Raw genomic sequence first — 24,812 nt, forward strand, 5'->3', positions numbered from 1 at the left:
CACGGATTGCCCTGCGTTTATCGGCGCGCATTTCAGCGAGAATGGATGTTTCCGCCAATGCTCGATGCGTCCGCATGACTGATTCCGCCTTGTCCGCCCAGCCATTTCTGCAAGCTCCGGCCCGCGTGCCGGAGGCTCCCGCCGCTGCGCTGCCTTTTGCACTTGCGTATTCGCGCTATCTCCAGCGCCAGGCGCAAGCGCGTGAGGGCTGGGCCGAGCGCGTGCAGGCCGGCGCAGGCCACCCGATTGACGTGACGTGGCTGTCGGCGCGCTTTACCGAGTTGTTCGACACCAAGGCCGTGGAGGTCGAGACTGCGCTCAAGCGCGCCTTGCGCCTGCTGCGCAATGAAGTCTTCGGCGCACTGGTTGAGCGTGACCTGTCCGGCGCCGCGACGCTCGATGAGGTCACGGGCACGATGACCGACCTGGCCGAGTTTGCCGTGCGCATGGCCATTTCCGTGATCGGCCAGGAACTGAGCGCGCTGCACGGCCAGCCGATCGGGCAATCCTCGGGCGAGGTGCAGGAACTAGTGGTGGTTGGCATGGGCAAGCTGGGCGGGCGCGAGCTGAACGTCTCGTCCGACATCGACCTGATCTTTCTCTACGACGATGACGGCGACACGCAGGGCGGCCCGCGCCCGCTCTCCAACCACGAATATTTCACGAAGCTTGGCCGGCGGCTGATCAACGCGCTGGCCGATGTGACGGAGGACGGCTACGTCTTCCGCGTCGACATGCGCCTGCGGCCGAACGGCGATGCAGGGCCGCTCGCGTGCAGCCTGGGCATGCTCGAGGAGTACTTCGTCGTGCAGGGCCGCGAGTGGGAGCGCTACGCCTGGATCAAGGGCCGCGTGATCACCGACCCGGCCAGCCCGCATGCGGCCCGGGTGATTCAACAGTTGGAGCGCGTGACGGGCCCGTTTGTCTTCCGGCGCTATCTCGATTACGGCGTGATCTCCGCCATTCGCGCGCTGCATGCGCAGATCCGCAACGAGGCCGCCAAGCGCAGCAATGGTGCCAACCAGCAGCGCGATAGCACGGGCCACCTGCAGGCACGCTCGCCCAACATCAAGCTCGGGCGGGGCGGCATTCGCGAGATCGAATTCGTCGCGCAGGTGTTTCAGCTCATTCGCGGCGGGCAGGATTTCGGGCTGCGCGTGCGGCCTACGCTGGAGGTGCTTCGGGCGGCGTCAGAGCGCGGCCTGATCGACGCCGAAGCCGTGGCGCGCCTGACCGAGGCCTATCGCTTCCTGCGCCAGCTTGAACACCGCCTGCAGTACATCGAAGACGCGCAAACGCACAACCTGCCGGGCTCCCCGGAAGATCAGCTGCGCGTGGCACGCATGATGGGCTTTGACGATTATGCGGCGCTGGTCACCAAGCTTGAGGCGTATCAAGACGAAGTCGCCCAGCATTTCGATCAGACCTTCTCCGACAAGCAGGACAGCCAGCCGCCGTGTGCCGAAGTCTGGCATGCAGATCTGCTCGACGAGGAGCACACGGAAACCGCCCGCGCACAGCTCGCCGAACTCGGCTACGCGAATCCCGACAGCGTGCTGGAGCGGCTGCGCGCGACGCGCAATTCGCCGCGTTATCGCGCGTTGTCTGAAGTCAGCCGCCAGCGTTTTGACTTGCTGATCAACCGCGCGCTTGACCAGGCATCGCGGCAGACAGATGCCGATGTCACCATCGCGCGCTTTCTCGATTTCTTTGACGCGATCAGCCGGCGCTCGTCGTATCTGTCGCTGCTGAGCGAATACCCGCAGGCCATGGAGCGCGTGGCCCACACGCTGCACGCGTCGCGCTGGGCGGCGGACTACCTCACGCGCCATCCGCAACTGCTCGATGAGCTGCTCGACGTGGAAGCGCTGTCCGCCGAGCCCGATTGGCCCGCCTTCCGTGCGCGCGTGCGAGACCGTCTGCAGGCAGCGTCCGACCATGTCGAGATGCAGATGGACATCCTGCGCCAGGAGCACCATGCAGAAACCTTCCGCGTGCTGCTGCAGGACCTGCAGGGCATGCTGAGTGTCGAGCACATCAGCGACCGGCTTTCCGATCTGGCAGATGCCGTGCTGGACCTGACGCTTGAGACCGTCTGGCAGCAGGTCACCACGCGTCACCGGGAGGTGCCGCGCTTTGCCGTGGTCGCCTACGGGCGGCTCGGCGGCAAGGAACTCGGCTATGCGTCAGACCTCGACGTCATCTTCCTCTACGACGACGATGACGAACGCGCGCCCGATGTCTACGCGTCATTCGCGCGCAAGCTCATCACGTGGCTGACGAGCCATACCGCTGCGGGCATGTTGTTCGACGTCGACACGCGCTTGCGCCCGAACGGCGCGGCGGGCTTGATGGTCACGCACTTCGAAGCCTTCCGCCGTTATCAAATGCGCGAGGGCGACAACGCGGCGTGGGTGTGGGAGCACCAGGCGCTTACGCGCGCACGCTTCTGCGCGGGCGATGCGGAAATCGGCGAGCGCTTCGAGGCGCTGCGCACCGCCGTGTTGCGCCAAGCGCGCGAACCCGGTCCGCTGCGCGACGAGATCGTGGCAATGCGCGAGCGCGTGGCAGAAGGCCATGCGAATCCCACGGGGCTGTTTGATCTCAAGCACGATCGCGGAGGCATGGTCGATATCGAATTCACCGTGCAATTCCTGGTGCTGCTGCATAGTGCGGCGCATGCCGAGCTGACCCTCAACAAGGGAAACATCGCGCTACTGCGCATGGCTGGCGAACTCGGGTTGATCGATGCGACAGCCGCCGCGCAGGTGGCCGATGCCTATCGGGACTTCCGCGCGCGCCAGCACAAGTTGCGGCTCGACGGGCAATCCGTTGCGCGCGTACCGGTCGACACCTGCGCGGACGAGGCCGCGCACGTACGTGCGTTGTGGGAGCAGGTGTTCGGGCCTGCGCAATGAGTGCGCATCGGCAAACGCTGTACACGTGGGGCGCATGCGCCGGTGTGGCCGCGCTGTCGGCGGCCTTCTCTTTCGTGCCGTGGCTGTACGCGGTCGGGCTGTATCAGCGCGAGGCTGTGCGCGCGGGTCAGTGGTGGCGCATCGTCACCGCCATGTGGGTGCATCTAGACACGTGGCATTGGTTGGCGGATGCGATGGCGGCGGTAGGGCTCATCCTGCTGCTGGCGCGTGTGTTGCGGCCGCAAGTCATCGTTGGCACGCTGGTGGTGTGCGGGGTGCTCGTGCAGATCGCACTGCTCAATCAGCCGACGGTGCAGTGGTACGGCGGGCTCTCCGGCGCGCTGCATGGCCTGGCGGCATGGGGCGGGCTGCGGCTGCTGAAGCCGTCTGCGGACGGGGCGGAGGATCGTTTCTCACGCTGGATTGGCGTGGCGCTGTGCGCAGGCGTGCTGGTGAAGGTGTGGCTCGAACAATCGTGGCTGTCGCCCATCGCCTATGACCCGCACTGGGGGTTTGGCGTGGTGCGCATCGCGCATGCATTTGGCGCGGCCAGCGGGTTGCTGATTTGGGTGTTGGGGGAGTGGCGCGCGCAGGGCAGGCGGCAGGCGCACGGTTGATCGCCTGAGCGATCGCATTCGCATGCATGAAAAAACGGACACGCTGGAGGCGCCAGCGTGTCCGTTTTGCGTTTGCACGATAGCTCGATCAGGCTTTGCGACGGCGGAAGGCGAGCGCTCCTCCGACGAGCAGCAGGCCTGTAAGCCACAGTGGGAGCGCACCACCGCCGCCGCTCTGGTTCAGCGGACCTGTGCCGCTCGTGCCACCGCTGAAGGGCAGGGTGCCCGAGCCGGTGCCGGGAGTGGTAGTCGGCGGTGCCGTGACCGTGACGGAAGTCGAGGCCGATGCCGTGCCGCCCAGGTTGTTCGTCACCGTAATCGTGAAGCTGTAGGTACCTGCGGCGCTCGGGGTGAATGTGGCAGTGACGTTGCCGTTGCCATCCGGGCCGGCCACCGTCGGAGTCACGCCCGGCCCGCCGGTCTGCGCCCACTGGACACCCCCACTGGGCAGCGTATTGCCAAAGCCCGCACCAACCACGGCTGTCAGCGTGACAGCGTTGTTGGCCACAATGGTGCTCGCCGAGCTCGATACGGTGACCGTTGGTGTGCCGACCGACAGTGCGATGGCGGCTCCGGCGTCCAGCATGCCTGCCCCACAGATACCCGGGTTCTGCGTGCAGAACGTACCCGCCGGGAATGCGCGCGCCGATTGGCTCAGGATCGCCTGGACATCGTCCACGCTCAACGTTGGCTTGTGGGACAGCAACAACGCAGCAACGGCAGCCACGTGCGGCGTGGCCATCGAGGTGCCCATCTCGGTGGTGTAGTAGCTTGTGCCTGCGTCCGGCGTGGTGAGGCTCTGATTGGACAGCGACACAATTTGTCGGCTGGTGACGGCGCCATTGCTGCCCGTATTGATGATCGCACCAGGGCCGCCTCCAGGGGCACTGAGCGTCGTGCCGCTGCCCACATTGGCGTAGACGGCGAGGTCGCCATCGACCGTATGCGCCGTCACTGCAATCACACCCTTGCAGTTTGCCGGCGAGCTGATGGTATTGAGACCGTCATTGCCCGTCGCCACCACGATGGTCGCGCCACGGGCGCGGGCCGCGCTGATGACGGCTTGTTCTGCACTCGAGCATGCCCCTTGACCGCCCAAGCTCATGTTGACCACCTGCGCCATCGGCGAATTCGGTTGCAGGGCCGTGCCGCCAGCGCCCGGTACATTGCTCGCGCCGGTCACCCAGGCAAGGGCATCCATGATGTCCGAGGTGACACCACCGCACCTACCCAGCGCTCGGGCCATCTGGATTGTCACGTTGGGTGCAATGCCGGCAATGCCGACAGAGTTGTGCTGCGCGACGATCTGGCCGGTGACGAACGTGCCGTGCCAACTGCTGTCGGAAGCTCTGCCGCAATAGGTCGGATAGTCGGTTGCGTTCTGGGTGGTCACCCAGTCGCCGGGGTCCGACGGGTTGGTGTCGCGGCCGGCCGGCGTGTCCAGCGGGTCGTTTTCGACGAAGCCCAGCGGCACCGTCTTGTGACTGGCCGGGTCGGGCATCGCGTTGTAGGCATCGTTGCTGATGAAGTCGTAGCCCGGGCGGATATTGGCGCCCACGAAGTCCTCGTGGTTGGCTAACAGACCCGTATCGATAACGGCGACGTTGACTGTACTTGCGCCCTTGGTCGAATCCCATGCGGTCGTGATGTTGGCTCCGCCGACAGCCGTGGTGGCAGGGCCGTTGGCGACAACGGTACTCGGCCACAGGCTCCATTGGTCGACGAACTTCGGATCATTGGGCACGGAGCTAGGCCGCATGATGCGGTCCGGCGACACATACTCGAACTGGCCACTGGCCTCCATCCGTTGGGCCACCGCCTGCGCGTCGGCAACCGACATCGTGCTCGGCAGCGTAACCACGTGTGCGCCGCCCGACATCGCACGCTTATAGGTCACCGGCAGTTGTGCTGCGACCGACCAACGTTGCACTGTCGCAACGTCCGCGCGTGCAATGGGGGCGCCGACCGCAACCGATTGCGTCTTCAGCCCACTGCTTTTCTCTTTGACGATGAGTTGCGTCACCCATTGCAGTTGCGGTGCAGGGCTGGTGGTCCTACCCCCTGCCACCGCCGGCACTGCGTGATACGACACCAGCGCGAGCGCTACCAGCGCCCGAGCCACACCCCCTGAAACCCCTGTCTTCATGCGGACCGCCCCGATTGTTTTTGTGGACTTGTGAAATTTGCCAAGGCATTTTCCTGAAGGATTTCCGGGGCCGCGAACGTGTTTTGGGTTTAAGTAGAAACCCTAGTTTCGTTGGCCGGGGCAGGTATGTTGCCGTCCATCGGGGTGAAAAAAAACCGCCTCACAAGGAGGCGGTTTCGCGATGCGCAGGTCCGTGTCAATGCGAAAGCGAACGCCGCTTCCAACCTGTCAGCCCCCCGGCCACCAGCAGACCTGCAACCCACAGTGGGAGCGCGCCACCGCCACCGCCACCGCTACTGCTAGTCGCAGTACCGCTACCCGTGCCTGAGCCCGATGTCGCCGCCGCCGCGGTAGTAGTCACGCTGACCGTATCTGACGCAGTTGCGCCCGAGCTATTCGTCAACGTCACGCTAAAGCTGTACACGCCCGCGACGCCCGGCGTGAACGTGGCGGTGCTGACGCCGTTGGCATCGGGGCCAGTCGTCGTCAGGGTGATGGGCGTCCCGGCGGTCTGGGCCCAGACGGTGCTGCTGGTCGTTTTGTTATAGCCGGCGCCTCCTATGGACGTCAGCGTGACGGCCGTGTTGGCGGTCACGCTCGACGCCGATGCCGTGGCATGCACGGTCGGCGAGCCTTGCGCCTGCGCGACGGCTGCACCGGCGTCCAGCGTACCGGCACCGCACACGCCAGCGTGTGTTGCGCAGTAAGTGCCGGCCACGAACGGTCGGGCAGATTGCCTGATGATCGCCGTGATGTTGTCTGGGGTCAGTGCCGGCTGAACCGACAGCATCAGCGCTGCGGTCGCGGCCACATGGGGCGTGGCCATCGACGTGCCGATGTCCTGCGCGTAGGCGTCGCCTGCGGGAGATGCCACCGGTGTTGTCGTGCCAGTATTGGACAGCGACACAATTTTGCTGGCGGAGCCGGGAATGACCGTGCCCGCACCGCCGCCAGGGGCGCTGATCACCGTCTGCGCGCCGACATTGGCGTAGAACGCGTTGTCGCCTTCCTGCGAGTGTGCCGTCACGGCGATGGTGCCAGTGCAGTTGGCCGGCGCATCCACGGGCCCAGCTTCGTTGCCGGTGGCCGCCACGATGGTGACGCCCAACGCACGCGCTGCGGTAATGCTGTTCTGCTCGAGTGTCGAGCAGCTTCCGGAACCGCCCAGGCTCATGTTGATGACTTTGACGGGCGTCGGGTTGTTGGTTACGCCCGGCACCGAGCCGCCGGACAGCCACGTCACGGCGTCCATGATGTCGGAGGTTGCGCCGCCGCACTTGCCCAGTGCCCGCGCCATTTGCACACGCACGCGGGGGGCGATGCCTGCGATACCGATGCCATTGTTGCGCTGCGCCCCGATCTGGCCGGCGACGAAGGTGCCATGCCAGCTGCTGTTGCTTACCGAGCTACCGCAAAACGTGGGATACAACGCGGCGTCGCTGCTGGTCACCCAGTCGCCGGGGTCGGAGGGATCGGTATTCGTGAGCGTGTTGTTGGCGCCGTTGTTGACGAAACCGGATGGGATCGTATTGCCCGTCTTCGGATCAGAGCTGCCGGTCATGGCGCTGTTGCTGACGAAGTTGCGGCCCGTGCCGAAGCTCAGCCCAACGAAGTCGGCATGGTCTGCACGGATGCCGGTGTCGACAATGCCAACGCCAACGGTATTGACGCCGGTCGTGGTATCCCACGCGGCTGTCACGTTGGCGCCGCCGGGCGCGCTGGCCGTCGGCGCCAGCAGGTTCCATTGCTGTCCAAACAGCGGATCGGTGGCGAGTGCCATCGGCCGCATGATGCGGTCGGGCGACACATATTCAAACTGGCCGCTGGCCTCCATCCGCTGCGCGACGGTCTGGGCGTCTTCCAGCGTCATGACGTTGGGCAGCGTCAATACGTGGGCCCCGCCCGACATCGGGCGCTTGTATGTCATCGGCAACTGCGCTGCCGCCGACCAGCGTTGCACGGTCGCCACGTCTGCGCGAGTTGCCGCGCCGTCTGTTGCAACCGATTGCGTCTTCAACCCCGTGCTTTTCTCTTTTACGACCAGCTGCGTCACCCATTGCATCTGCGTATTGAACGTTGTGGATTTCTCCACGGCCAGCGCTGGCGCAACGTGATACGACACCAACCCAAGCGCTAACAGCGCCTGTACTACACCCCCGGCAACCATTGTCTTCATCGGAGCAGTCCTGTCTTTTTGTAAGGGATTACAAAGCTTGCATTTGCATTGTCCAAAAGGATTGAGACAGCGTGCAGTAGATCGTATTAGGTATAAACCCTAGTATCTGGCGACGGAAGGGGTGTGCAGGAGCACCACAAATGAAAACCGCCTCCAGAGGGAGGCGGTTTCGGTCAAGCCAAAGGCCGCGTCAATGCGGTAACCCACGCTTGCGCCGACATGCAACCCCCAGCGCCAACAGCAGCGCCGCGCCAACTAGCGGGATGGCTCCGCCGCCTCCGCCACCACCGCTGCTCGTACTCCCGGTCGATCCCCCCGACCCCGTCGTGCCACCACCCGAGCCGGCCGGCGCCGTGTTCTGGGCATAACTGACGGCACCGGCGGTATCCAGCAGGCCAGCGCCGCAGATGCCGGTGTTCACAGCGCAGAAGGTGCCGCTCGGGTGCGGCCGCGCGGTCTGCTTCAGGCCAGCCAATACCTGCGCGTTCGACAGCTGTGGTTGCACGCTCAGCATGAGCGCGATGGTGGCGGCTGTTTCCGGTGTCGAAAAGCTCGTGCCTGCCACCGACTTGACCGTGGGGTTGCCGACAGTCTGTGCACCATCGTTGGAGTCGGCCTGGATAACGGAAACGGGCTCTGCACAAGTCGCCGGAGTTGTACTCGTGACGACTTTCGAGTTGCCGCAGCCACCGCCCGGCGCGGACAACGCCACCTGGGGTCCCACGTTTGCGTAGCTGGCGTTCTCGCCGCTGTCGACGTGCGCAGTGACGGCGATGGCGCCCGTGCAATTGGCCGGCGCATCAACGGTCTGCGCGGCTTCATTGCCGGCGGCCGCCACCACGATGGCGCCGCGTGCGGCCAACTGGTTCACCGCGTCCTGTTCTGCCGCAGAGCACTGTGTTGTGCTGCCCAGGCTCACGTTCACCACCCGTGCCGGGTTGGCGTTGGTCGGCACGCCAGACACGTTGATGCCGCCTGCCCACAGCATGCCGTCCACCGTATCGGATAGCAGCGCGCCGCATTTGCCCGACACGCGCACCGGTACGATCGGTGTGTTCCAGCCTACCCCTGCAATATCGAGGGTGTTGTTTGTCTGGGCGGCGAGCACGCTGCTGACCTCGGTACCGTGCCAGCTGCTATTGGCGATGTCGCTGCTGGTGCAGCCGGAAATGTTCGCGACATCCGTGCTCGTTACGCCATCGCCCAGGTCATGCGCGTCCGTTCCGCGGCCGAAGGTGTTACCGGCGCGGGCTGGGTCGGAAATGAAGTTGTAGCCCGGCAGGATCTTGGCTGACAGGTCGGGGTGATCGGTATAGCCGGTATCGACCACTGCCACCACGATGCCCGTGGAGCCCTGCGTGATGCTCCACGCCGCGGCCGCGTTGATGCCGCCAGGTACCAGCGCCGGCGCGGCCAGGTTGTTCTGCGTGGCGAACAGCGGATCGTTCGGAATGGTGTTGGGCCGCAGGATGCGATCAGGCACCACGTAGGCCACGCGGGCGTCCTGCGCGATCTTGTCGACGGTAGCCTGGATGCTGGCGGCATCGGTCAGCCCTGTGCGCATGAGCTGCGCGTTGGTGCCCAGCGTGCGCTTGACCTGCAGCGTGCTGCCCGCCGCTTGCGCTACCGACAGCAACCGGTTGTTCGCCTCGCTGGCGGAGAGCGTCTTGCGCGCGCCGCTCGTGTCGTCGCGCCATTTGATGATCAGGTCACCGGTGTATTGCGGCAGCGGCGCGGCAGCTGTAGCGACCTGGCTGCCCATCACCCAGGCAAGACAGGCAAGGCTGGCGCCCGCGCGGAGCCAAGACTTCAACCGGAAGAGGGAGGGGGTCATCAGCGGGTGCTCCGTGGGGTCTCGTTGTAATGAGAAACGTCGTCAGGATGTGATCGTTGACATACCGTTACACAAAACCAAAGGTAGCACGCGACTTGTCCGCTTGGTGTGGCGGCGATGGCCGATCACGTTTGCGAGGGGAAAAAGGCCGGTTGTGAGTTGCTGCTGAAGCAGAATGCGGGCCTGGCGACGGAACGTGGAGCAGGAAACCGGACGCCACGCGGCGCCCGCTCTTTCACAGTGTGGAGCGGTGTCGCGGTGGTTCAGCGTTGGATTTTCATGATGCGATCCGGGTCGGCCGAGGCGATGCCGGGCGTGCTGCGCAACGCCGTCACTGCGCCATCCAGCGTGGCCGATGCATCGCCCGAGCTGGCGCGCACCACCCAGAACCCGCCCGACATCGGACGTACCACCGCAAAGGCCAGGCGCGGCGTTGCGCGTGCGCCCGCGGCATCCAGCACACCTTGCACCGTGGTGGACGAGGTGGTCGGCGTGCTCAGGCCGATGATGATGTCGCCCAGATTGTGCGCAGCCGACACGGAGGCTGGAGGCTGGGTGTTGGCCGAGGCCGGGTCCATGGCAGGCGGTTTTCCCGGGTCAATGGCCGGCACGGACTTGCACGCGGTCAGCAAGCACAGGCCGAGAGCTATCGCCAGTGCAGGCTTGGCGGACGACAGCAGGGATCGAGGGCGGGCAGCCGGTTGGATCGTGCGGGCCATGCGGGCCATGAAGTTCTCCTTGGATTCGGTAGAGGATGTTTGTCGCGTCTGCAGCCGGAACATTCGTGCCAACCCTGGCAGCAATGGTTCCGGTATAGGCGATCACTGTGCCGCGCGGCGGGATTTCCGCGCCGTAGATTCCGGTGCCAATTGCGCACGGCCCGCGGCGAGCATCTCGTCTGCGTGGCGGCGCGTGGTCTCGGTCAGCGATGCGCCGCCCAGCATGCGGGCAATCTCATCCACGCGGCCCGTGGCGTCCAGCACCACGAGGTCGGACCGCGTGCTGCCGGCCACCGTCTGCTTGGCGACCTGGATGTGGTGATTGGCGAGCGCGGCCACTTGGGGCAGGTGCGTGACGCACAACACCTGGCGGCGCATGCCGAGTTCGCGCAGGCGCCGGCCCACGACTTCTGCCACCGCACCACCAATGCCGGAATCGACTTCGTCGAAGATCAGCGTGGGGGTCGGGCTCGCTTCGCTGGCAATTACCGAGATGGCCAGGCTGATCCGCGCGAGCTCGCCGCCCGAGGCGACTTTCGCCAAAGGCCGCGGCGACACGCCCGCATGCCCCGCGACGAGGAATTCGACCTGCTCCAGCCCCGCCGCGCCGCCGTGTTCCAGCGCGTGCAGCGCGATGTCGAAGCGCCCACCGGCCATCGAGAGGCCTTGCATGGCGCCGGTCACTGCGTCAGCCAGCTCGCGCGCGGCCTTGGCGCGGTCGCGCGACAGCGATTGCGCGACCGTCATATACGCGGCGTGGGTTTGCGCTTCCTGGGCTTGCAGCGCATCGAGATCGGATGCAGCTTGCAGCGCGGCGAGTTGCGCCTGACGTTCAGCCAGTTCAGCCGGCAGCGTTTCGGGAGCGACCCGGTACTTGCGCGCCATGGTGTGCAGCGCCTGCATGCGCGCGTCGACTTCTGCCAGGCGGTCCGGGTCCAGCTCTGCTCGATCGGCATAGCGAGCGAGCGTGTGCACGGCTTCCTGGATTTGCACCTCGGCCGGTTCCAGCGCGGCCAGCACATCAGCCAGCGCGGGGTCGATCTCGGCCAGTTCACGCAGCGTATGGAGCGTCGCGCCCAGTTGCGTGAGCACCGCGCCTTCCGACTCGGACAAACCATCCAGCGCCTCGCGCGTGCCTTCGATCAGGCTGGCAGCGTGCGACAGGCGGTGGTGCTCGGCCTGCACGTCTTCCCACTCGCCCGGCTGGGGACCAAGCTTCTGCAATTCGTTGACCTGCCATTCAATGCGCTCGCGTTCGAGCTGGACTTCGCGCGACTGCTGCTCGGCAGCTTCGCGTGCGCGCACCACGGCGTGCCATTCCCGGTAGTGTTCGCCGACCACGCGCACAGCACCTTCCAGGCCCGCGTGGGCGTCGAGCAGGCTGCGCTGCGCATCCGCCTTGAGCAGCAGTTGATGCGCGTGCTGGCCGTGGATGTCGACCAGTTGCTCGCCCACTTCGCGCAGTTGCGCCAGCGTGACAGCCGCGCCGTTGATGAAGGCTTTGCTGCGGCCTGCGGCATCGACCGTACGGCGGAGCAGGATCACGCCCTCGTCGTCGTGCAGTTCATGCGCCTCCAGCCATGCGGCCACATGCGGATGCACGTCGAACTCGGCGGTGATGTCGGCGCGCGGCGCGCCTTCTCGCACGACGGCCGCATCGGCGCGCTCACCCAGCGTGAGTGCAAGTGCATCGATCAGGATGGATTTGCCCGCGCCGGTCTCGCCCGTAAACACGGTAAAACCGTCGGCCAGATCGAGATCCAGCGCGTGAACGATGACGAAATCGCGGATGGTGAGGCTGCGCAGCATGGAAGCGGTGGGCGTGGAGTTTTAGAACCTGCTCATGATTCGTAGCGAGCGGCTCGAGGTTGAAGCGAGAAGCGCAGCCGTACATGCGTACGGCGAGCATCGCAGGTTCAAGATCGGGCCGCGCAGTAGGATCATGGGCAGGTTCTTAGAGCCGGTTGTCTTCGGTCGGATACTCGTGCCAGTGCAGCTTCTTGCGCAGCGTGGCGTAGTAGTTGTAACCGATCGGGTGCAGCAGCCGCACCGTGCGCTCCGAGCGGCGCACCACAATGCGGTCGCCGGGCAGCAAGGACGTGAGCGACTGCATGTCGAAGTTGACGCTGGCATCGCGCCCGCTGGTGACCTGGATGACCACCTCCGCGTCTTGCGGAATGACGATCGGGCGGTTCGACAGCGAGTGCGGTGCGATCGGCACCAGCACCAGACCCGAGAGCGCCGGATGCAGGATCGGCCCGCCCGCAGACAGTGCATACGCCGTCGAGCCCGTGGGCGTGGAAACGATCAGGCCGTCCGAACGCTGGTTGTACATGAAGAAGCCGTCGACCGACACGGCCAGCTCCACCATGCCCGAGGTGCCCGAGCGGTTGACCACCACGTCGTTGAAGGCGAGGGCGGAGAAGATGACTTCGTCGTCGCGCACGACCTGGGCCTGCAGCAGCGTGCGGGTTTCGGCCTCGTAGCGGCCCGATAACATGTCGGGCAGCACGGTGTGCACGTCGTCGAACGGGATGTCGGTCATGAAGCCGAGCCGCCCGTGGTTGACGCCGATCACGGGGACGCTGGCACCGGCCAGGTGGCGCCCGATGCCGAGCAGCGTGCCGTCGCCGCCGAGCACGACGGCCACATCGGCGTGGCGTGCCATCTCTTCGGGCGGCAGGGCAGGGTAATCCTGGACGCCGATGTTGAGCGCCGTGTCTCGCTCGAACACAATGTCATGCCCGCGCCCGGCAATGCACGACGCCAGTTCCATGAGGGGACCGGCAATGTTGGCGGCCGAATACCGGCCGACCAGCGCAACGGTCTTGAAAGGCGAAACAGGCGAAGGCGAGGCGGCGGGAGCTTGCGGGGCCACGGCGGACGGGGGAATCGACATGCGCGCATTACACCATATCGATATGGCCGTCGCCACGTCGGCGCGTGTTTAGTGGAGAAACGCCGACATCACCCGTAGATTGGCGCCGATTTTGCGTAAAATTGAAGAATCATGGACAAGCGCGCAACCATCCTTCTCAAGACCCTGATCGAACGGTATATCGCCGAGGGCCAGCCCGTGGGCTCGCGCACCTTGTCGAAGTATTCGGGGCTCGATCTTTCGCCGGCCACCATCCGCAATGTGATGTCCGACCTGGAGGAGATGGGTTTCATCGCCAGCCCGCACACCTCGGCCGGGCGCGTGCCGACGCCGCGTGGCTATCGCCTCTTTGTCGATACGATGCTGACGGCCAGCCCGCTGGATGTGCTGAGCACGCACGACCGCATGGCGCAGCAGATGGTCGGCGCGATTGCAGAGCAGGTGCGCACGCAGATGGCGTCGCATGGCTCGGAATCGTCGCAGCGGGTGATTGCGGCGGCGGCGCAAACCTTGTCCAACCTCTCGCAGTTTGCCGGCATCGTGATGACGCCGCGACGCACGCATGCGTTCCGGCAGATCGAATTCCTGAGGCTGTCGGAGTCCCGCATCCTGCTGATCGTCGTCACGCCCGAAGGCGACGTCCAGAACCGCATCATCCATACCGATACGCCCTACACCCCGTCGCAATTGGTCGAAGCCGCCAATTACATCAACGCGCATTACGGCGGCCAAACGTTCGATGCGGTGCGCGAAAGCCTGCGCGGCGAGTTGTCTGCGCTGCAGGCCGACATGACCGCGCTGATGCAGGCGGCCGTGGAGGCGGGCAGCAGTGCCGTGTCGGAGGAAGAACCGGTCGTCATCTCGGGCGAGCGCAAGCTGCTGGAGGTGGAAGACCTGTCCTCGTCCATGGACAAGCTGCGCCGGCTCTTTGCTGTGTTCGAGCAGAAGACCGGATTGCTGCAGTTGCTGGACGTATCCAGCCGCGCCGAGGGCGTGCAGATCTTCATTGGCGGCGAGAGCAGTCTCGTGCCGCACGAAGACATGGCGGTCATCACCGCGCCGTACGAGGTGGACGGCAAGATCGTCGGCACACTGGGCGTGATCGGGCCGATGCGCATGGCGTATGAGCGCGTGATCCCTATCGTGGATATCACGGCCAAGCTGCTGTCCAGCACACTCAGCCAGTATTGAGGCAGCGTAGCCTGCAGCGGGCGAAGCGGCCCGCCAATGTCTCAGGCCGAGAATTGCTCAAACGCCGCCAGCGCATGCGTGGCGTACATCATCGAAGGGCCGCCGCCCATATAGACGGCTGTTCCCAGTACCTCTTCCAGTTCGGCACGGGTTGTGCCGAGCTTGACCAGCGCCTGGACATGGAAGCCGATGCAGTCGTCGCAGCGGCTGGCGATGGCTATTCCCAGCGCCACCAGTTCTCGGGTCTTTTTGCTCAGTGCGCCATCTTTTGTGCCGGCTGCCGCCAGTTGGCTGAATGCCGTCATCAACTCCGGCTGCGATTCGCGCAAGCTGCGCATGTGCGCAGACACATCTTTGACCACGCTTTTGAATTCGGGCATGCCGCTCATGACAGTGCTCTCCTGGGCCGGGTGTGGAGTGAGGTAGCGGGCTGGGCATATCGGCATAAGCCGCCGCGCATCCTTTCGAGCATTCTCGTCCGCGCCCAGGGGCAAGGTCATGATGTAGCGCAACGACGCGCTCAGAAACTGCCCGTGAATTGATACCGCCCACCCGGATGCCACATGGTCGCCAGCGATGCGACCTGGCCTTGCGATAGCGTCTTGCGCCGTAGCATCAGACACGGTTCGCGCACATCCATCTGGAGCATTTCGGCGATCTCGCGCGGAGGCAGGCGGGCCTCGATGCCGTAATCCACGCCCTGCAACGGGGCGGCACGCATGAGGTAGGCGTTTGGCGTGGTCTGCGTGAAATCCTGCTGCATATAGTCGGGGGCCAGCTCGGCATTCACCCAGCGGTCTTCCACCTGGATCGGCAGGTCATTCTCGAAGTGCACGATCAGCGAATGGAACAGGGCACGCCCCACCGGCACGCCGAATGATGCGGCCATCGCATCGTTGGCGCGTGCACGTTCGAGCTTGTGCAGTTCCGCACGGTGCCTGTGGCCGCGTGCGGCAATTTCCTCAGCGATATTGCGGATGGCCACCAGCGTTGCCTGGTACTTCTGCTGCGCGACGAACGTTCCCAACCCCTGCACCCGCGTGAGGATCTGCTCGGCGGTCAGCTCGCGCAGCGCGCGGTTGACCGTCATGCGCGACACGCCAAAGGTCTGCGCGAGCGTGGTCTCCCCCGGAATCATTTCGCCTTCTTGCCACTCGCCGCTGCGGATGCGCATGAGGATGTCTTCCTTGATGCGCTGGAAGGCGGGGGTGCTGGCGGACGGGTCGTGTGGCATGGACGTGGCTTGCGGTGCGGTTTGGGCGGCCGATGTGATGTGCGGATGGCGGTCATCATCAGGGTTTGCTCTTAGCTTGTAAAGTTTTCTTGCCTAAGTTGTATATACAACATAAGATGCGCTCCATGACAAAGGAGTTCGCAGGAGACCTCACATGAACGCCCCGACCAACGCTGCCCACCTGACCAACGACCCGCGCTACGACGCCTCGCGCGAAATCCGCGCCCCGCGCGGCACCGAGCTGCACTGCAAGAGCTGGCTGACCGAAGCCGCTTACCGCATGCTCCAGAACAACCTCGACCCGGACGTGGCCGAAAACCCCAAGCACCTCGTCGTCTACGGCGGCATTGGCCGCGCAGCGCGCGACTGGGCCTGCTTCGACAAGATCCTGGAAACGCTGCGCGAGCTGAACGATGACGAATCGCTGCTCGTGCAATCGGGCAAGCCGGTGGGCGTATTCAAGACCCACCCGGATGCGCCGCGTGTCCTGATCGCCAACTCCAACCTCGTGCCGAAGTGGGCGAACTGGGAACACTTCAACGAACTGGATCGCAAGGGCCTGTTCATGTACGGCCAGATGACCGCTGGCAGCTGGATCTACATCGGCAGCCAAGGCATCGTGCAAGGCACGTACGAGACGTTTGCCGAAGCGGGCCGCCAGCATTATTCGAACAGCCCCTCGCCCTTGTTGGCACAAGGGCGGTCTCCCGAGGGGACGAGCGGCAACCTCGCCGGCCGCTGGATCCTGACCGCCGGCCTGGGCGGCATGGGCGGCGCGCAGCCGCTGGCCGCTACGCTGGCCGGTGCCGTGTCGCTGAACATCGAGTGCCAGCAATCGAGCATCGATTTCCGGCTGCGTACCCGCTACCTCGACAAGCAGGTCAAGGACATCGACGACGCATTCAATCTGATTCGCCACCATTGCGAGCGCGGCGAGGCCGTGTCCATCGGCCTGCTCGGCAATGCGGCGGAAATCCTGCCAGAGCTGGTCAAGCGTGCCCGCGCTGGCGGCCTGAAGCCGGATCTGGTGACCGACCAGACCTCGGCGCATGATCTGGTCAACGGCTACCTGCCGGTTGGCTGGACGGTCGAGCAATGGCGTGCTGCGCAACGCGATCCGTCGCAGCACGCCCGCCTGACCGACGAGGCCGCGAAGTCGTGCGCCGTACACGTGCAAGCCATGCTCGACTTCCAGGCCATGGGTATTCCGACCGTCGACTACGGCAACAACATCCGCCAAGTCGCGTTCGACCAGGGCGTAAAGAACGCCTTCGACTTCCCGGGTTTCGTGCCGGCCTACATCCGTCCGCTGTTCTGCGAGGGCAAGGGCCCGTTCCGCTGGGTGGCACTGTCGGGTGATCCGGAAGACATCTACAAGACCGACGCGAAGATCAAGGAACTCTTCCCGCACAACACGCACGTGCACCGTTGGCTCGATATGGCGCGGGATCGCATCGCCTTCCAGGGCCTGCCCGCACGCATCTGCTGGCTGGGCCTGGGTGAGCGTCACTTGGCCGGTCTGGCCTTCAACGAGATGGTCAAGAACGGCGAGCTGAAGGCACCGATCGTGATCGGCCGCGATCACCTCGACACCGGCTCTGTCGCCAGCCCCAACCGCGAAACCGAAGCCATGCGCGACGGCACCGACGCCGTGTCGGACTGGCCGCTGCTCAACGCGCTGCTCAACACAGCCGGCGGTGCGACGTGGGTGTCGCTGCACCACGGCGGCGGCGTCGGCATGGGCTATTCGCAGCACTCGGGCGTGGTGATCGTCGCCGACGGGACGGACGCTGCGGCAAAGCGCCTGGGCCGTGTGCTCGTCAACGATTCGGGCTCCGGCGTCATGCGCCATGCAGATGCCGGCTACGAAACCGCCATTGCCTGCGCCAAGCGCAACGGTTTGAACCTGCCGATGATCGGCTAAGTTAAAGACATCCTGCTCGTATTGCTATGAACACCATGACCACGCCCCCCATCCTCACACTGCAACCGGGCGAAATGTCCTTTGCAGATCTGCGCCGTGTATGGCTCGCCCCCACGCCTGTCGCCCTGTCCGGCGACTGTGCGGCCGCGATCGAAGCATCCGCTGCCACCGTGCAGGCGATTGTCGCCAAGGGCGCGCCTGCCTATGGCATCAACACCGGGTTCGGCCTGCTGGCCAAAACGCAGATCGCTACGCACGAGTTGGAGCGCCTGCAACGCAACCTGATTCTGTCGCATGCAGTCGGCACCGGCGCAGACCTGAGCGACAGCGTGGCGCGCCTCGTGTTGCTGATGAAAGCGGCCAGCCTCGCACGTGGATATTCGGGCGTGCGCCGGGTCGTGATCGACACCCTGCTGGCGCTGCTGAACGCAGGCATCGTGCCGTGCATCCCGTCCAAGGGTTCGGTGGGCGCGTCGGGCGATCTGGCACCGCTGGCGCACATGACGCTGGCGCTGCTGGGCGAGGGCGACGTGCGGGTGAATGGTGTGCGCACGCCGGCACGGGCGGCACTGGCTGCGGCCGGGATCGAGCCGATTGCGCTGGCCGCCAAGGAAGGCCTGGCGCTCATCAACGGCACGCAGGTGTCGACCGCGCTGGCGCTCAACGGCCTGTTCCTGGCCGAGCGTCTGCTCCAGGCGGCCACCGTGTCTGGTGCCTTGTCGGTGGATGCCGCCAAGGGCAGCGATGCGCCGTTCGACCCGCGCGTGCACGCCGTGCGTGGCCAGCCTGGGCAAATTGCCACCGCCGCGGTGTACCGCAACCTGCTGGCCGGCAGCGCCATCCGCCAGTCGCACCTCGTGGGCGATAAGCGCGTGCAAGATCCGTACAGCCTGCGCTGCCAGCCGCAAGTCATGGGCGCGTGTTTCGACCTGATCCGTCAGGCCGGCGCCACCCTACTCACCGAAGCCAATGCGGTGACCGACAACCCGCTGGTCTACGCTGACGCCGGTGAAGTGATTTCGGGCGGTAATTTCCATGCCGAGCCGGTGGCGTTTGCTGCCGACATGCTCGCGCTGGCGATTGCCGAGATTGGCGCGTTGTCCGAGCGCCGCATCGCGTTGCTGATCGACTCCACGCTGTCGGGCCTGCCGCCGTTCCTGGTCGAGCAGCCGGGCCTGAACTCGGGCTTCATGATCGCGCACGTCACTGCGGCCGCGCTGGCATCGGAAAACAAGACGTTCGCCCACCCGGCCAGCGTTGACAGCCTGCCGACCTCCGCCAACCAGGAAGACCACGTCAGCATGGCGACCTTTGCCGGCCGCCGTCTGCAGGACATGGCAGAGAACACGGCCACCATCGTCGGCATCGAAGCGCTGGCGGCAGCGCAGGGCATCGACTTCCACAAGCCGCTGGCGACGTCCGACACGCTGCAGAAGGCGCATGGCTGCATCCGCGCGCGTGTGGCGTACTACGGTGAAGATCGCCTGTTCGCCCCCGACATCGAAGGCGCCCGCCGCCTCGTGCTCGACGGCGATCTGGGCGATTCGTGCCGCACGCATATCAGCGAACTTTCGCTCGGTTGATCATGCTCGCCCAAGCTGAATCGAACGTCTGGCAGGGCCGCGTCGACGCGGAGGAGGGCCCGCTAGGCTTGCGTTGGCACCAGACCGTGCGCCGCATCGATGCATCCACGCCACTGGCCAATACCGTCGCCCTGGCGGGCTTCGCCTGCGACGCGGGTGTCGCGCGCAACCACGGGCGAACCGGTGCACAGGCGGGCCCCGCAGCCATCCGCAAGATGCTCGCGAACTTGCCCGCGCGTGCCGGGCGGGTTGTCGTCGATGCGGGCGACGTGACCTGCCAGGGCGATGCGCTGGAAGATGCGCAGAGTGTGTTGTCCGGTGTGCTGCATGATCTGCTCGACCGCGGTGCGTTCCCGATCGCGCTCGGCGGCGGGCATGAGATTGCATGGGCATCGTTTGGCGGCTTGGCGCGGCATCTGGCAGCGAAATCCGATCAGCCTCCGCGCATCGGCATCCTCAATCTGGATGCACATTTCGATTTGCGTGCGGGCGAGCGCGGCAGCTCGGGCACGCCGTTCCGCCAGATCGCCGAAGACTGCGCGCGGCGCGGCTGGCCGTTCCACTACGCCTGCCTGGGCGTGAGCACCTACGCCAACACCGAAGCGCTGTTCGCGCGTGCGCGGCAGCTCGGCGTGCGCTGGATGCACGACGATGAGATGGACGTCATGCAGCTCGCCCACGTGCTGAAGGTGGTCGAGGTGTTCTTGAGCCAGGTCGACCATGTCTATCTGACGATGTGCCTGGACGTGCTGCCGGCCGCTGTTGCCCCCGGCGTGAGCGCGCCATCCGCGCGCGGCGTGGGGATGGACGTGATCGAGCCCATCGTCGATCGCGTCGTCAGCTCGGGGAAGCTAAGGCTGGCGGATGTGGCGGAGCTGAACCCGTCGCTCGACATTGACAATCACACGGCACGTGTCGCTGCCCGCCTGGTTGCGCGGGTGGCAGACGGCATTGGCCTGCAAGGAACTGCTCATGGCTGATCCGGCCAACCCGCACTGGGATGCGCTCTGGACCAACGTCCACCTCGCCACGCTCACGGCCGACGCTGACGGCTACGGCGAGATCCGCGACGGTGCCATCGCCGTCAAGGACGGCCGCATTGCGTGGCTGGGCTACCGCGCCGATCTGCCCGCCAATGCCCGCGCCATGCGCGAGCACGACGGCGGCGGCGCGTGGCTCACGCCCGGCTTGATCGATTGCCACACGCATCTGGTCTATGCTGGCAACCGCAGCAATGAATTTGAAGCGCGCCTGAACGGCGTGCCGTACGAAGAGATCGCGCGGGCGGGCGGGGGCATCCTCTCCACCGTCCGCGCCACGCGTGCGGCCAGTGAGGCGGCGCTTGCAGAAGCGAGCCTGCCACGCCTGAACGCACTGCGCGCCGAAGGCGTTACCACCGTCGAAATCAAATCCGGCTATGGCTTGAATCTGGAAACCGAGCGCCGCATGCTGCGTGTTGCCCGCCGCTTCGGCCAGTCGTTGCCGGTGCGCGTGCGCACGACGTTCCTCGGCGCGCACGCCGTGCCGCCGGAATTTGCTGGCCGTGCGGATGACTACATCGACCACCTCTGCGCCGATGTGCTGCCCGCTCTCGCTGCAGAGGGTCTGGTCGATGCCGTTGACGCCTTTTGCGAAACCATCGGCTTCACGCCTGCACAAACGGCACGCATGTTCGATGCCGCGCAGCGGCTGGGTCTGCCGGTCAAGCTGCACGCCGAGCAGCTCTCCGATCAGGGCGGCGCGGCATTGGTCGCGCGCTACGGCGGCCTTTCTGCGGATCACCTCGAATGTCTGACCGAGGCCGGCATCGCAGCCATGGCACGGGCCGGCACGGTGGCCGTGCTGCTGCCCGGCGCGTTTTACTGCCTGCGCGAAACGCGCCTGCCGCCGATGGCCGCGCTGCGTGCCGCCGGTGTACCGATGGCCGTGTCGACCGACTGCAACCCCGGCACGTCGCCGCTGTCGTCGCTGCTGCTGGCGATGAACATGGCGTGCACGCTGTTCCGTCTGACGCCACTGGAAGCACTGACCGGCGCCACGCGTCACGCTGCCGCTGCGCTGGGTCTGTCCGGCACGTGTGGTGTGCTTGCCCCGGGCTGCGCGGCAGATTTCGCGCTCTGGCGCATCGACCGGCCTGCCGATCTGGCCTATGCGATGGGGCTCAACCCATGTACCAGTGTGGTCAAGGATGGCGTGGTGGTGGCGTAAGGCACACCCGATGACTCGGCTCGTATAATCGGCCGGGTCTATCGCGAACCCGCGCCCATGCCTTTCTTGCCCGAACCCCTGTTCCAGCACGGTCAGCCCGATCGCACGGCGATCCTGCTCGTCAACCTCGGCACGCCCGACGGCACGTCGCCGCGCGAGGTGGGCCGCTATCTGCGTCAGTTCCTGTCCGACCCACGCGTGGTGGAGATTCCGCGCGCTGCGTGGTGGTTCATCCTCAACGTGCTGATCGTGCCGTTGCGTTCGCGGGCGTCGGCGCACAAGTACGAGAGCATCTGGCTGCGCGAGGCCAACAAGACGGGCTCGCCGCTGCTGGTCTATAGCGAGCGGCAGGCGCACGCGCTGCAGCAGCTGCTGAACGCCCAGGGCCACGATGTGGTGGTCGCCTGCGCGATGCGTTACGGCAATCCGTCGATCTCGTCGGTCATGCAGGCGCTGCGCAAGCAGGGCGTCGAGCGCATCCTCGTGTTCCCGATGTATCCGCAGTATTCCGGCACGACCACTGCCACGGCCTTCGACGAGGTCTTCCGAGTCCTGGGCGAAATGCGCAATCAGCCAGAGTTGCGACTGGTCAAGCATTTTCACGATGACCCCGCTTACATCAATGCGCTGCACCAGCAGGTGGGGGCGTATTGGGCACAACATGGCGCGCCCGATTTTGCGCATGGCGACAAACTGGTGCTGTCGTTCCATGGCGTGCCGCGGCGTACGCTGGAGTTGGGGGACCCCTACCACTGCGAATGCCTGAAGACAGGCCGCTTGCTGGGCGAAGCGCTCGGCCTGCAGCCGGGGCAGTACCTGGTCACGTTCCAGTCACGCTTTGGCCGCGCCGAATGGCTACAGCCGTACACCGCGCCCACTCTGGAAGAGCTTGGCCGCGTTGGCACCAACCGCGTCGACGTGTTCTGCCCAGGCTTCCCGGCCGATTGCCTGGAGACGCTGGAAGAAATCGCCATGGAGGGGCAGTCGACCTTCCGTGTCGCCGGCGGCAAGGAATTCCATTACATCCCGTGCCTGAACGACAGCGAAGCGTGGATCGCCGGCATTGCGGACATCGCGCTGGCGCACCTCCAGGGCTGGCCGCTCACGCTCACGCATCCGCATGTGCTGGAAGCCAGCCGCACACGTGCGCAGAGCAAGGGGGCCGCCGCATGAAGGTGAGCACCGACGCGGCCGATCGCGTGCGCATCGACAAATGGCTCTGGGCGGCGCGCTTCTTTAAGACACGGTCGCAGGCGACGGATGCGGTGGAAAGGGGGCGCGTGCAGATCAACGACCAGCCGGTTCGCCCCGCCAAGGATGTCAAAATTGGCGACCGCGTGCGAGTGCACGCGCATGAACAACAGTGGGAAGTAGAGGTGCTGGCGCTGGCCGAAGTACGCGGCCCAGCTTCCGTTGCACAAACGCTCTATGCCGAGACGGACACCAGTCGCTTAAAACGCGAAGAGAACGCCGACAAACGCCGGCTGTATCGAGAACCCGCCACACAAATTGCTGGCCGGCCGACCAAGCGAGACCGGCGACGCATCGACAAACTCGGCGGAGAATGACGCATGCCGCGCGAGTGTGTGCTAACTTGATACGCTCAAGCCGCGCGACATCTGCTGCATTTGCGCAGGCTTGATGATGTAGTGCTTGAAGAATGCCTTGCCGCTACCGTACTCCGTATAACGCGGTGTGACGGCGCCAGACAGGCAAATGAACGTTGTGGCTGCGGTCAGGGTCAACAGCAGGAGCACGGTCAGAACGGGCAGCTTGTTGTGCATGGTACGAACCCTCAAAGAAGCTCGCGCCCCCCAGTTTTTTCTTGCATCATAGGCGGCCCATAAGGGCCTCGCAATTGCTGTGCCGTTGCAGTCTGATGAAAGTTGTAACCCCATATTTCGTGATGCACGGCGCACAGTTGCCGCGCATCCGGCGCCCTTGAAAAGCGCGCCAAATGCCCCATAACGGGGACAAATCGTTTGTAAAAATCCAGCGGATCGTCTTCAGGCACATGCCGTGCGTCGATTCCCTTTTATCCAGCGCTATGAAACACACTCCGGACACCCCCTCGAACTCGGACATGCCAGCGGACACCCAAGCCACCCAGCCGAACCAGTCGGCGACGGGCCAGGCGGCCCACGCTTATTCGAGCCAGGCTCAGCGCGCAAGCGCCGACGCTCAGGCTGTCGCCGGTGACGAAGCCGCCGTGGCAGAAGCCGTGGCCGACATGGACATCGCTGAACTGCGCCGTCAACTGGAAGCCGCTGAAGAAAAGGCGCGCCAGAATTATGAAAACTGGGCGCGCGCCACGGCCGAAGGCGAGAACATCCGCCGCCGCGGTCAGGACGATGTGGCGAAGGCCCACAAGTTCGCCATCGAAGGTTTTGCGGAATACCTGCTGCCGGTGATGGACAGCCTTCAGGCCGCTTTGGCCGACACGTCGGGGGATGCCACCAAGCTGCGTGAGGGCGTTGAACTTACGCTCAAGCAGCTTTACGCCGCGTTCGAAAAGGGGCGTGTGACCGAGCTGAACCCCGTGGGTGAAAAGTTCGATCCGCATCGTCATCAAGCCATCTCGATGGTGCCGGCCGATCAGGAAGCCAATACCGTGGTGACGGTGCTTCAGCGCGGCTACACGCTGGCCGACCGCGTGCTGCGCCCTGCCCTCGTGACGGTGGCCGCGCCCAAATAAGCCAGCCGCCCGTGATCCTCCAGAACGCAACCACTTCGCAAGACGCCAACGGCGCGATCCCGGTCGATAAGACCGCGTTCGCGGCGTTTGGCATGCGCGAAGTGAATACCGGGACCTTCGACGCGGCCATTGTGGCGGCGGGTGATGCGCTCGTGTGCGTATTCTTCTGGGGCGTGGATTGCTTCAACTGCGAGATGGCCAAGAAAGCCATGCTCGCGCAACCGGCCGCTGTGCGCGAGCTTGGGCTGAACTGGCTGCATGCCAACGTCTACGCGCACCCGGAGCTGGGCCAGCGCTTTGGCCTGCACGGTATTCCCGTGTTCATGTTCTTCCATCGTGGCAAGAAGCTTGGCCGGGCGACCGGTTGGCATGGCCACGCGCAGTTTGCCGCCGCCGTTGCCAATGCGCGCAACAAGCTGGCGGGCAAGCCGCTTATCTGAGGCAGCGACCATCATGACGTCGATGCCGATGGCTGCGGCCTTCCTTATCGTTTCGTCCGTCCGTGCCGTGCGCCGCAAGCGTGTGGCGCGCACCTCGCCGCGCGCCGCCCAGGCGATGACCGCGGCCCTTGCCGCCGCCCGGCGGTTGTTCTAGTGCCCTTGCGGCACGTTGCCGCCGGGCTCTCTTCACTCCCACCGAAGTTTCAGTTTCGTATCACCGCCGGCCGGCCCGTGCGCCCGCTGGTTTTC

The 24,812-nt window shown here is 65.3% G+C and carries 21 protein-coding genes; 12 read left to right on the forward strand and 9 right to left on the reverse strand.

What is annotated here, in order from left to right; all coding sequences use genetic code 11:
* Positions 1-74: 74 nt before the first annotated feature.
* Both glnE and rrtA read left to right on the forward strand, forming a co-directional pair.
* The gene (glnE, locus tag BG83_RS0100170; protein WP_024974816.1) at positions 75-2,918 is read left to right on the forward strand and encodes a bifunctional [glutamate--ammonia ligase]-adenylyl-L-tyrosine phosphorylase/[glutamate--ammonia-ligase] adenylyltransferase; all 2,844 of its coding nucleotides are present in this window, start codon (positions 75-77) and stop codon (positions 2,916-2,918) included.
* Positions 2,915-3,535 (forward strand): rhombosortase, encoded by a 621-nt coding sequence (rrtA, locus tag BG83_RS0100175; RefSeq protein ID WP_024974817.1) that lies wholly within the window; start codon positions 2,915-2,917, stop codon positions 3,533-3,535. Before glnE ends, rrtA begins: the two co-directional genes overlap by 4 nt.
* Before the next feature lie 88 nt (positions 3,536-3,623).
* Here the strand turns inward: rrtA and mprA (BG83_RS0100180) are convergent, their stop codons facing one another.
* From mprA (BG83_RS0100180) to BG83_RS0100205, 6 genes are all read right to left on the reverse strand, one after another.
* On the reverse strand, positions 3,624-5,681 hold the full coding sequence (gene mprA, locus BG83_RS0100180; protein WP_024974818.1) for an MprA protease, GlyGly-CTERM protein-sorting domain-containing form: 2,058 nt from the start codon (positions 5,679-5,681) through the stop codon (positions 3,624-3,626).
* Positions 5,682-5,877: 196 nt separating this feature from the next.
* Positions 5,878-7,857, reverse strand: coding sequence for an MprA protease, GlyGly-CTERM protein-sorting domain-containing form (mprA, locus tag BG83_RS0100185; protein ID WP_024974819.1), 1,980 nt, complete (start codon positions 7,855-7,857; stop codon positions 5,878-5,880).
* A 190-nt stretch (positions 7,858-8,047) separates the two neighbouring features.
* Positions 8,048-9,691 (reverse strand): MprA protease, GlyGly-CTERM protein-sorting domain-containing form, encoded by a 1,644-nt coding sequence (gene mprA, locus BG83_RS0100190; protein WP_024974820.1) that lies wholly within the window; start codon positions 9,689-9,691, stop codon positions 8,048-8,050.
* A gap of 263 nt (positions 9,692-9,954) precedes the next feature.
* Positions 9,955-10,419 carry a hypothetical protein gene (locus tag BG83_RS0100195; protein ID WP_080693632.1) on the reverse strand — a complete coding sequence of 155 codons (465 nt, stop codon included), beginning with the start codon at positions 10,417-10,419 and terminating at the stop codon, positions 9,955-9,957.
* A gap of 93 nt (positions 10,420-10,512) precedes the next feature.
* Positions 10,513-12,219, reverse strand: coding sequence for a DNA repair protein RecN (gene recN / locus BG83_RS0100200; protein WP_024974822.1), 1,707 nt, complete (start codon positions 12,217-12,219; stop codon positions 10,513-10,515).
* A 145-nt stretch (positions 12,220-12,364) separates the two neighbouring features.
* On the reverse strand, positions 12,365-13,309 hold the full coding sequence (locus BG83_RS0100205) for an NAD kinase (protein WP_024974823.1): 945 nt from the start codon (positions 13,307-13,309) through the stop codon (positions 12,365-12,367).
* Between the two features lie 111 nt (positions 13,310-13,420).
* Between BG83_RS0100205 and hrcA the strand changes: the two genes are divergently transcribed.
* Positions 13,421-14,479: a heat-inducible transcriptional repressor HrcA gene (gene hrcA / locus BG83_RS0100210; RefSeq protein ID WP_024974824.1), complete on the forward strand. Its 1,059-nt coding sequence runs from the start codon at positions 13,421-13,423 to the stop codon at positions 14,477-14,479.
* Between the two features lie 41 nt (positions 14,480-14,520).
* Here the strand turns inward: hrcA and BG83_RS0100215 are convergent, their stop codons facing one another.
* On the reverse strand, positions 14,521-14,868 hold the full coding sequence (locus BG83_RS0100215) for a carboxymuconolactone decarboxylase family protein (RefSeq protein ID WP_024974825.1): 348 nt from the start codon (positions 14,866-14,868) through the stop codon (positions 14,521-14,523).
* A gap of 131 nt (positions 14,869-14,999) precedes the next feature.
* Positions 15,000-15,713: a histidine utilization repressor gene (gene hutC / locus BG83_RS0100220; RefSeq protein WP_024974826.1), complete on the reverse strand. Its 714-nt coding sequence runs from the start codon at positions 15,711-15,713 to the stop codon at positions 15,000-15,002.
* 154 nt (positions 15,714-15,867) lie between these two features.
* Between hutC and hutU the strand changes: the two genes are divergently transcribed.
* From hutU to BG83_RS0100250, 6 genes are read left to right on the forward strand one after another with little or no spacing between them, the layout of a single operon-like run.
* Positions 15,868-17,637, forward strand: coding sequence for a urocanate hydratase (gene hutU / locus BG83_RS0100225; RefSeq protein ID WP_024974827.1), 1,770 nt, complete (start codon positions 15,868-15,870; stop codon positions 17,635-17,637).
* 26 nt (positions 17,638-17,663) lie between these two features.
* Positions 17,664-19,220 (forward strand): histidine ammonia-lyase, encoded by a 1,557-nt coding sequence (gene hutH / locus BG83_RS0100230; RefSeq protein WP_024974828.1) that lies wholly within the window; start codon positions 17,664-17,666, stop codon positions 19,218-19,220.
* A 2-nt stretch (positions 19,221-19,222) separates the two neighbouring features.
* On the forward strand, positions 19,223-20,200 hold the full coding sequence (hutG, locus tag BG83_RS0100235) for a formimidoylglutamase (RefSeq protein WP_024974829.1): 978 nt from the start codon (positions 19,223-19,225) through the stop codon (positions 20,198-20,200).
* Positions 20,193-21,428, forward strand: a complete 1,236-nt coding sequence (hutI, locus tag BG83_RS0100240) for an imidazolonepropionase (protein WP_024974830.1) — start codon at positions 20,193-20,195, stop codon at positions 21,426-21,428. The genes hutG and hutI overlap by 8 nt, the downstream gene beginning before the upstream one ends.
* Positions 21,429-21,485: 57 nt before the next feature.
* Positions 21,486-22,601 (forward strand): ferrochelatase, encoded by a 1,116-nt coding sequence (hemH, locus tag BG83_RS0100245; protein WP_024974831.1) that lies wholly within the window; start codon positions 21,486-21,488, stop codon positions 22,599-22,601.
* Entirely contained in the window at positions 22,598-22,996 is a 399-nt protein-coding gene (locus BG83_RS0100250; RefSeq protein WP_024974832.1) for an RNA-binding S4 domain-containing protein, read from the forward strand. The genes hemH and BG83_RS0100250 overlap by 4 nt, the downstream gene beginning before the upstream one ends.
* 21 nt (positions 22,997-23,017) lie before the next feature.
* On the opposite strand, the gene BG83_RS0100255 is transcribed toward BG83_RS0100250, so the two are convergent.
* Entirely contained in the window at positions 23,018-23,212 is a 195-nt protein-coding gene (locus tag BG83_RS0100255; RefSeq protein WP_024974833.1) for a hypothetical protein, read from the reverse strand.
* A gap of 263 nt (positions 23,213-23,475) precedes the next feature.
* On the opposite strand from BG83_RS0100255, the gene grpE reads away from it, so the two are divergent.
* Genes grpE through BG83_RS28460 form a run of 3 tightly spaced genes read left to right on the forward strand, consistent with a single transcriptional unit; the run spans position 23,476 to position 24,717 of the window.
* Positions 23,476-24,123, forward strand: coding sequence for a nucleotide exchange factor GrpE (gene grpE, locus BG83_RS0100260; RefSeq protein WP_024974834.1), 648 nt, complete (start codon positions 23,476-23,478; stop codon positions 24,121-24,123).
* A gap of 14 nt (positions 24,124-24,137) precedes the next feature.
* Positions 24,138-24,563, forward strand: coding sequence for a thioredoxin family protein (locus BG83_RS0100265; protein WP_024974835.1), 426 nt, complete (start codon positions 24,138-24,140; stop codon positions 24,561-24,563).
* Between the two features lie 13 nt (positions 24,564-24,576).
* Positions 24,577-24,717, forward strand: coding sequence for a hypothetical protein (locus BG83_RS28460; protein WP_235193141.1), 141 nt, complete (start codon positions 24,577-24,579; stop codon positions 24,715-24,717).
* The last annotated feature ends 95 nt before the right edge of the window (positions 24,718-24,812 follow it).

The organism is Ralstonia pickettii (genome assembly GCF_000607165.1).
In the GTDB taxonomy this organism is placed as follows: Bacteria; Pseudomonadota; Gammaproteobacteria; order Burkholderiales; family Burkholderiaceae; genus Ralstonia; species Ralstonia holmesii.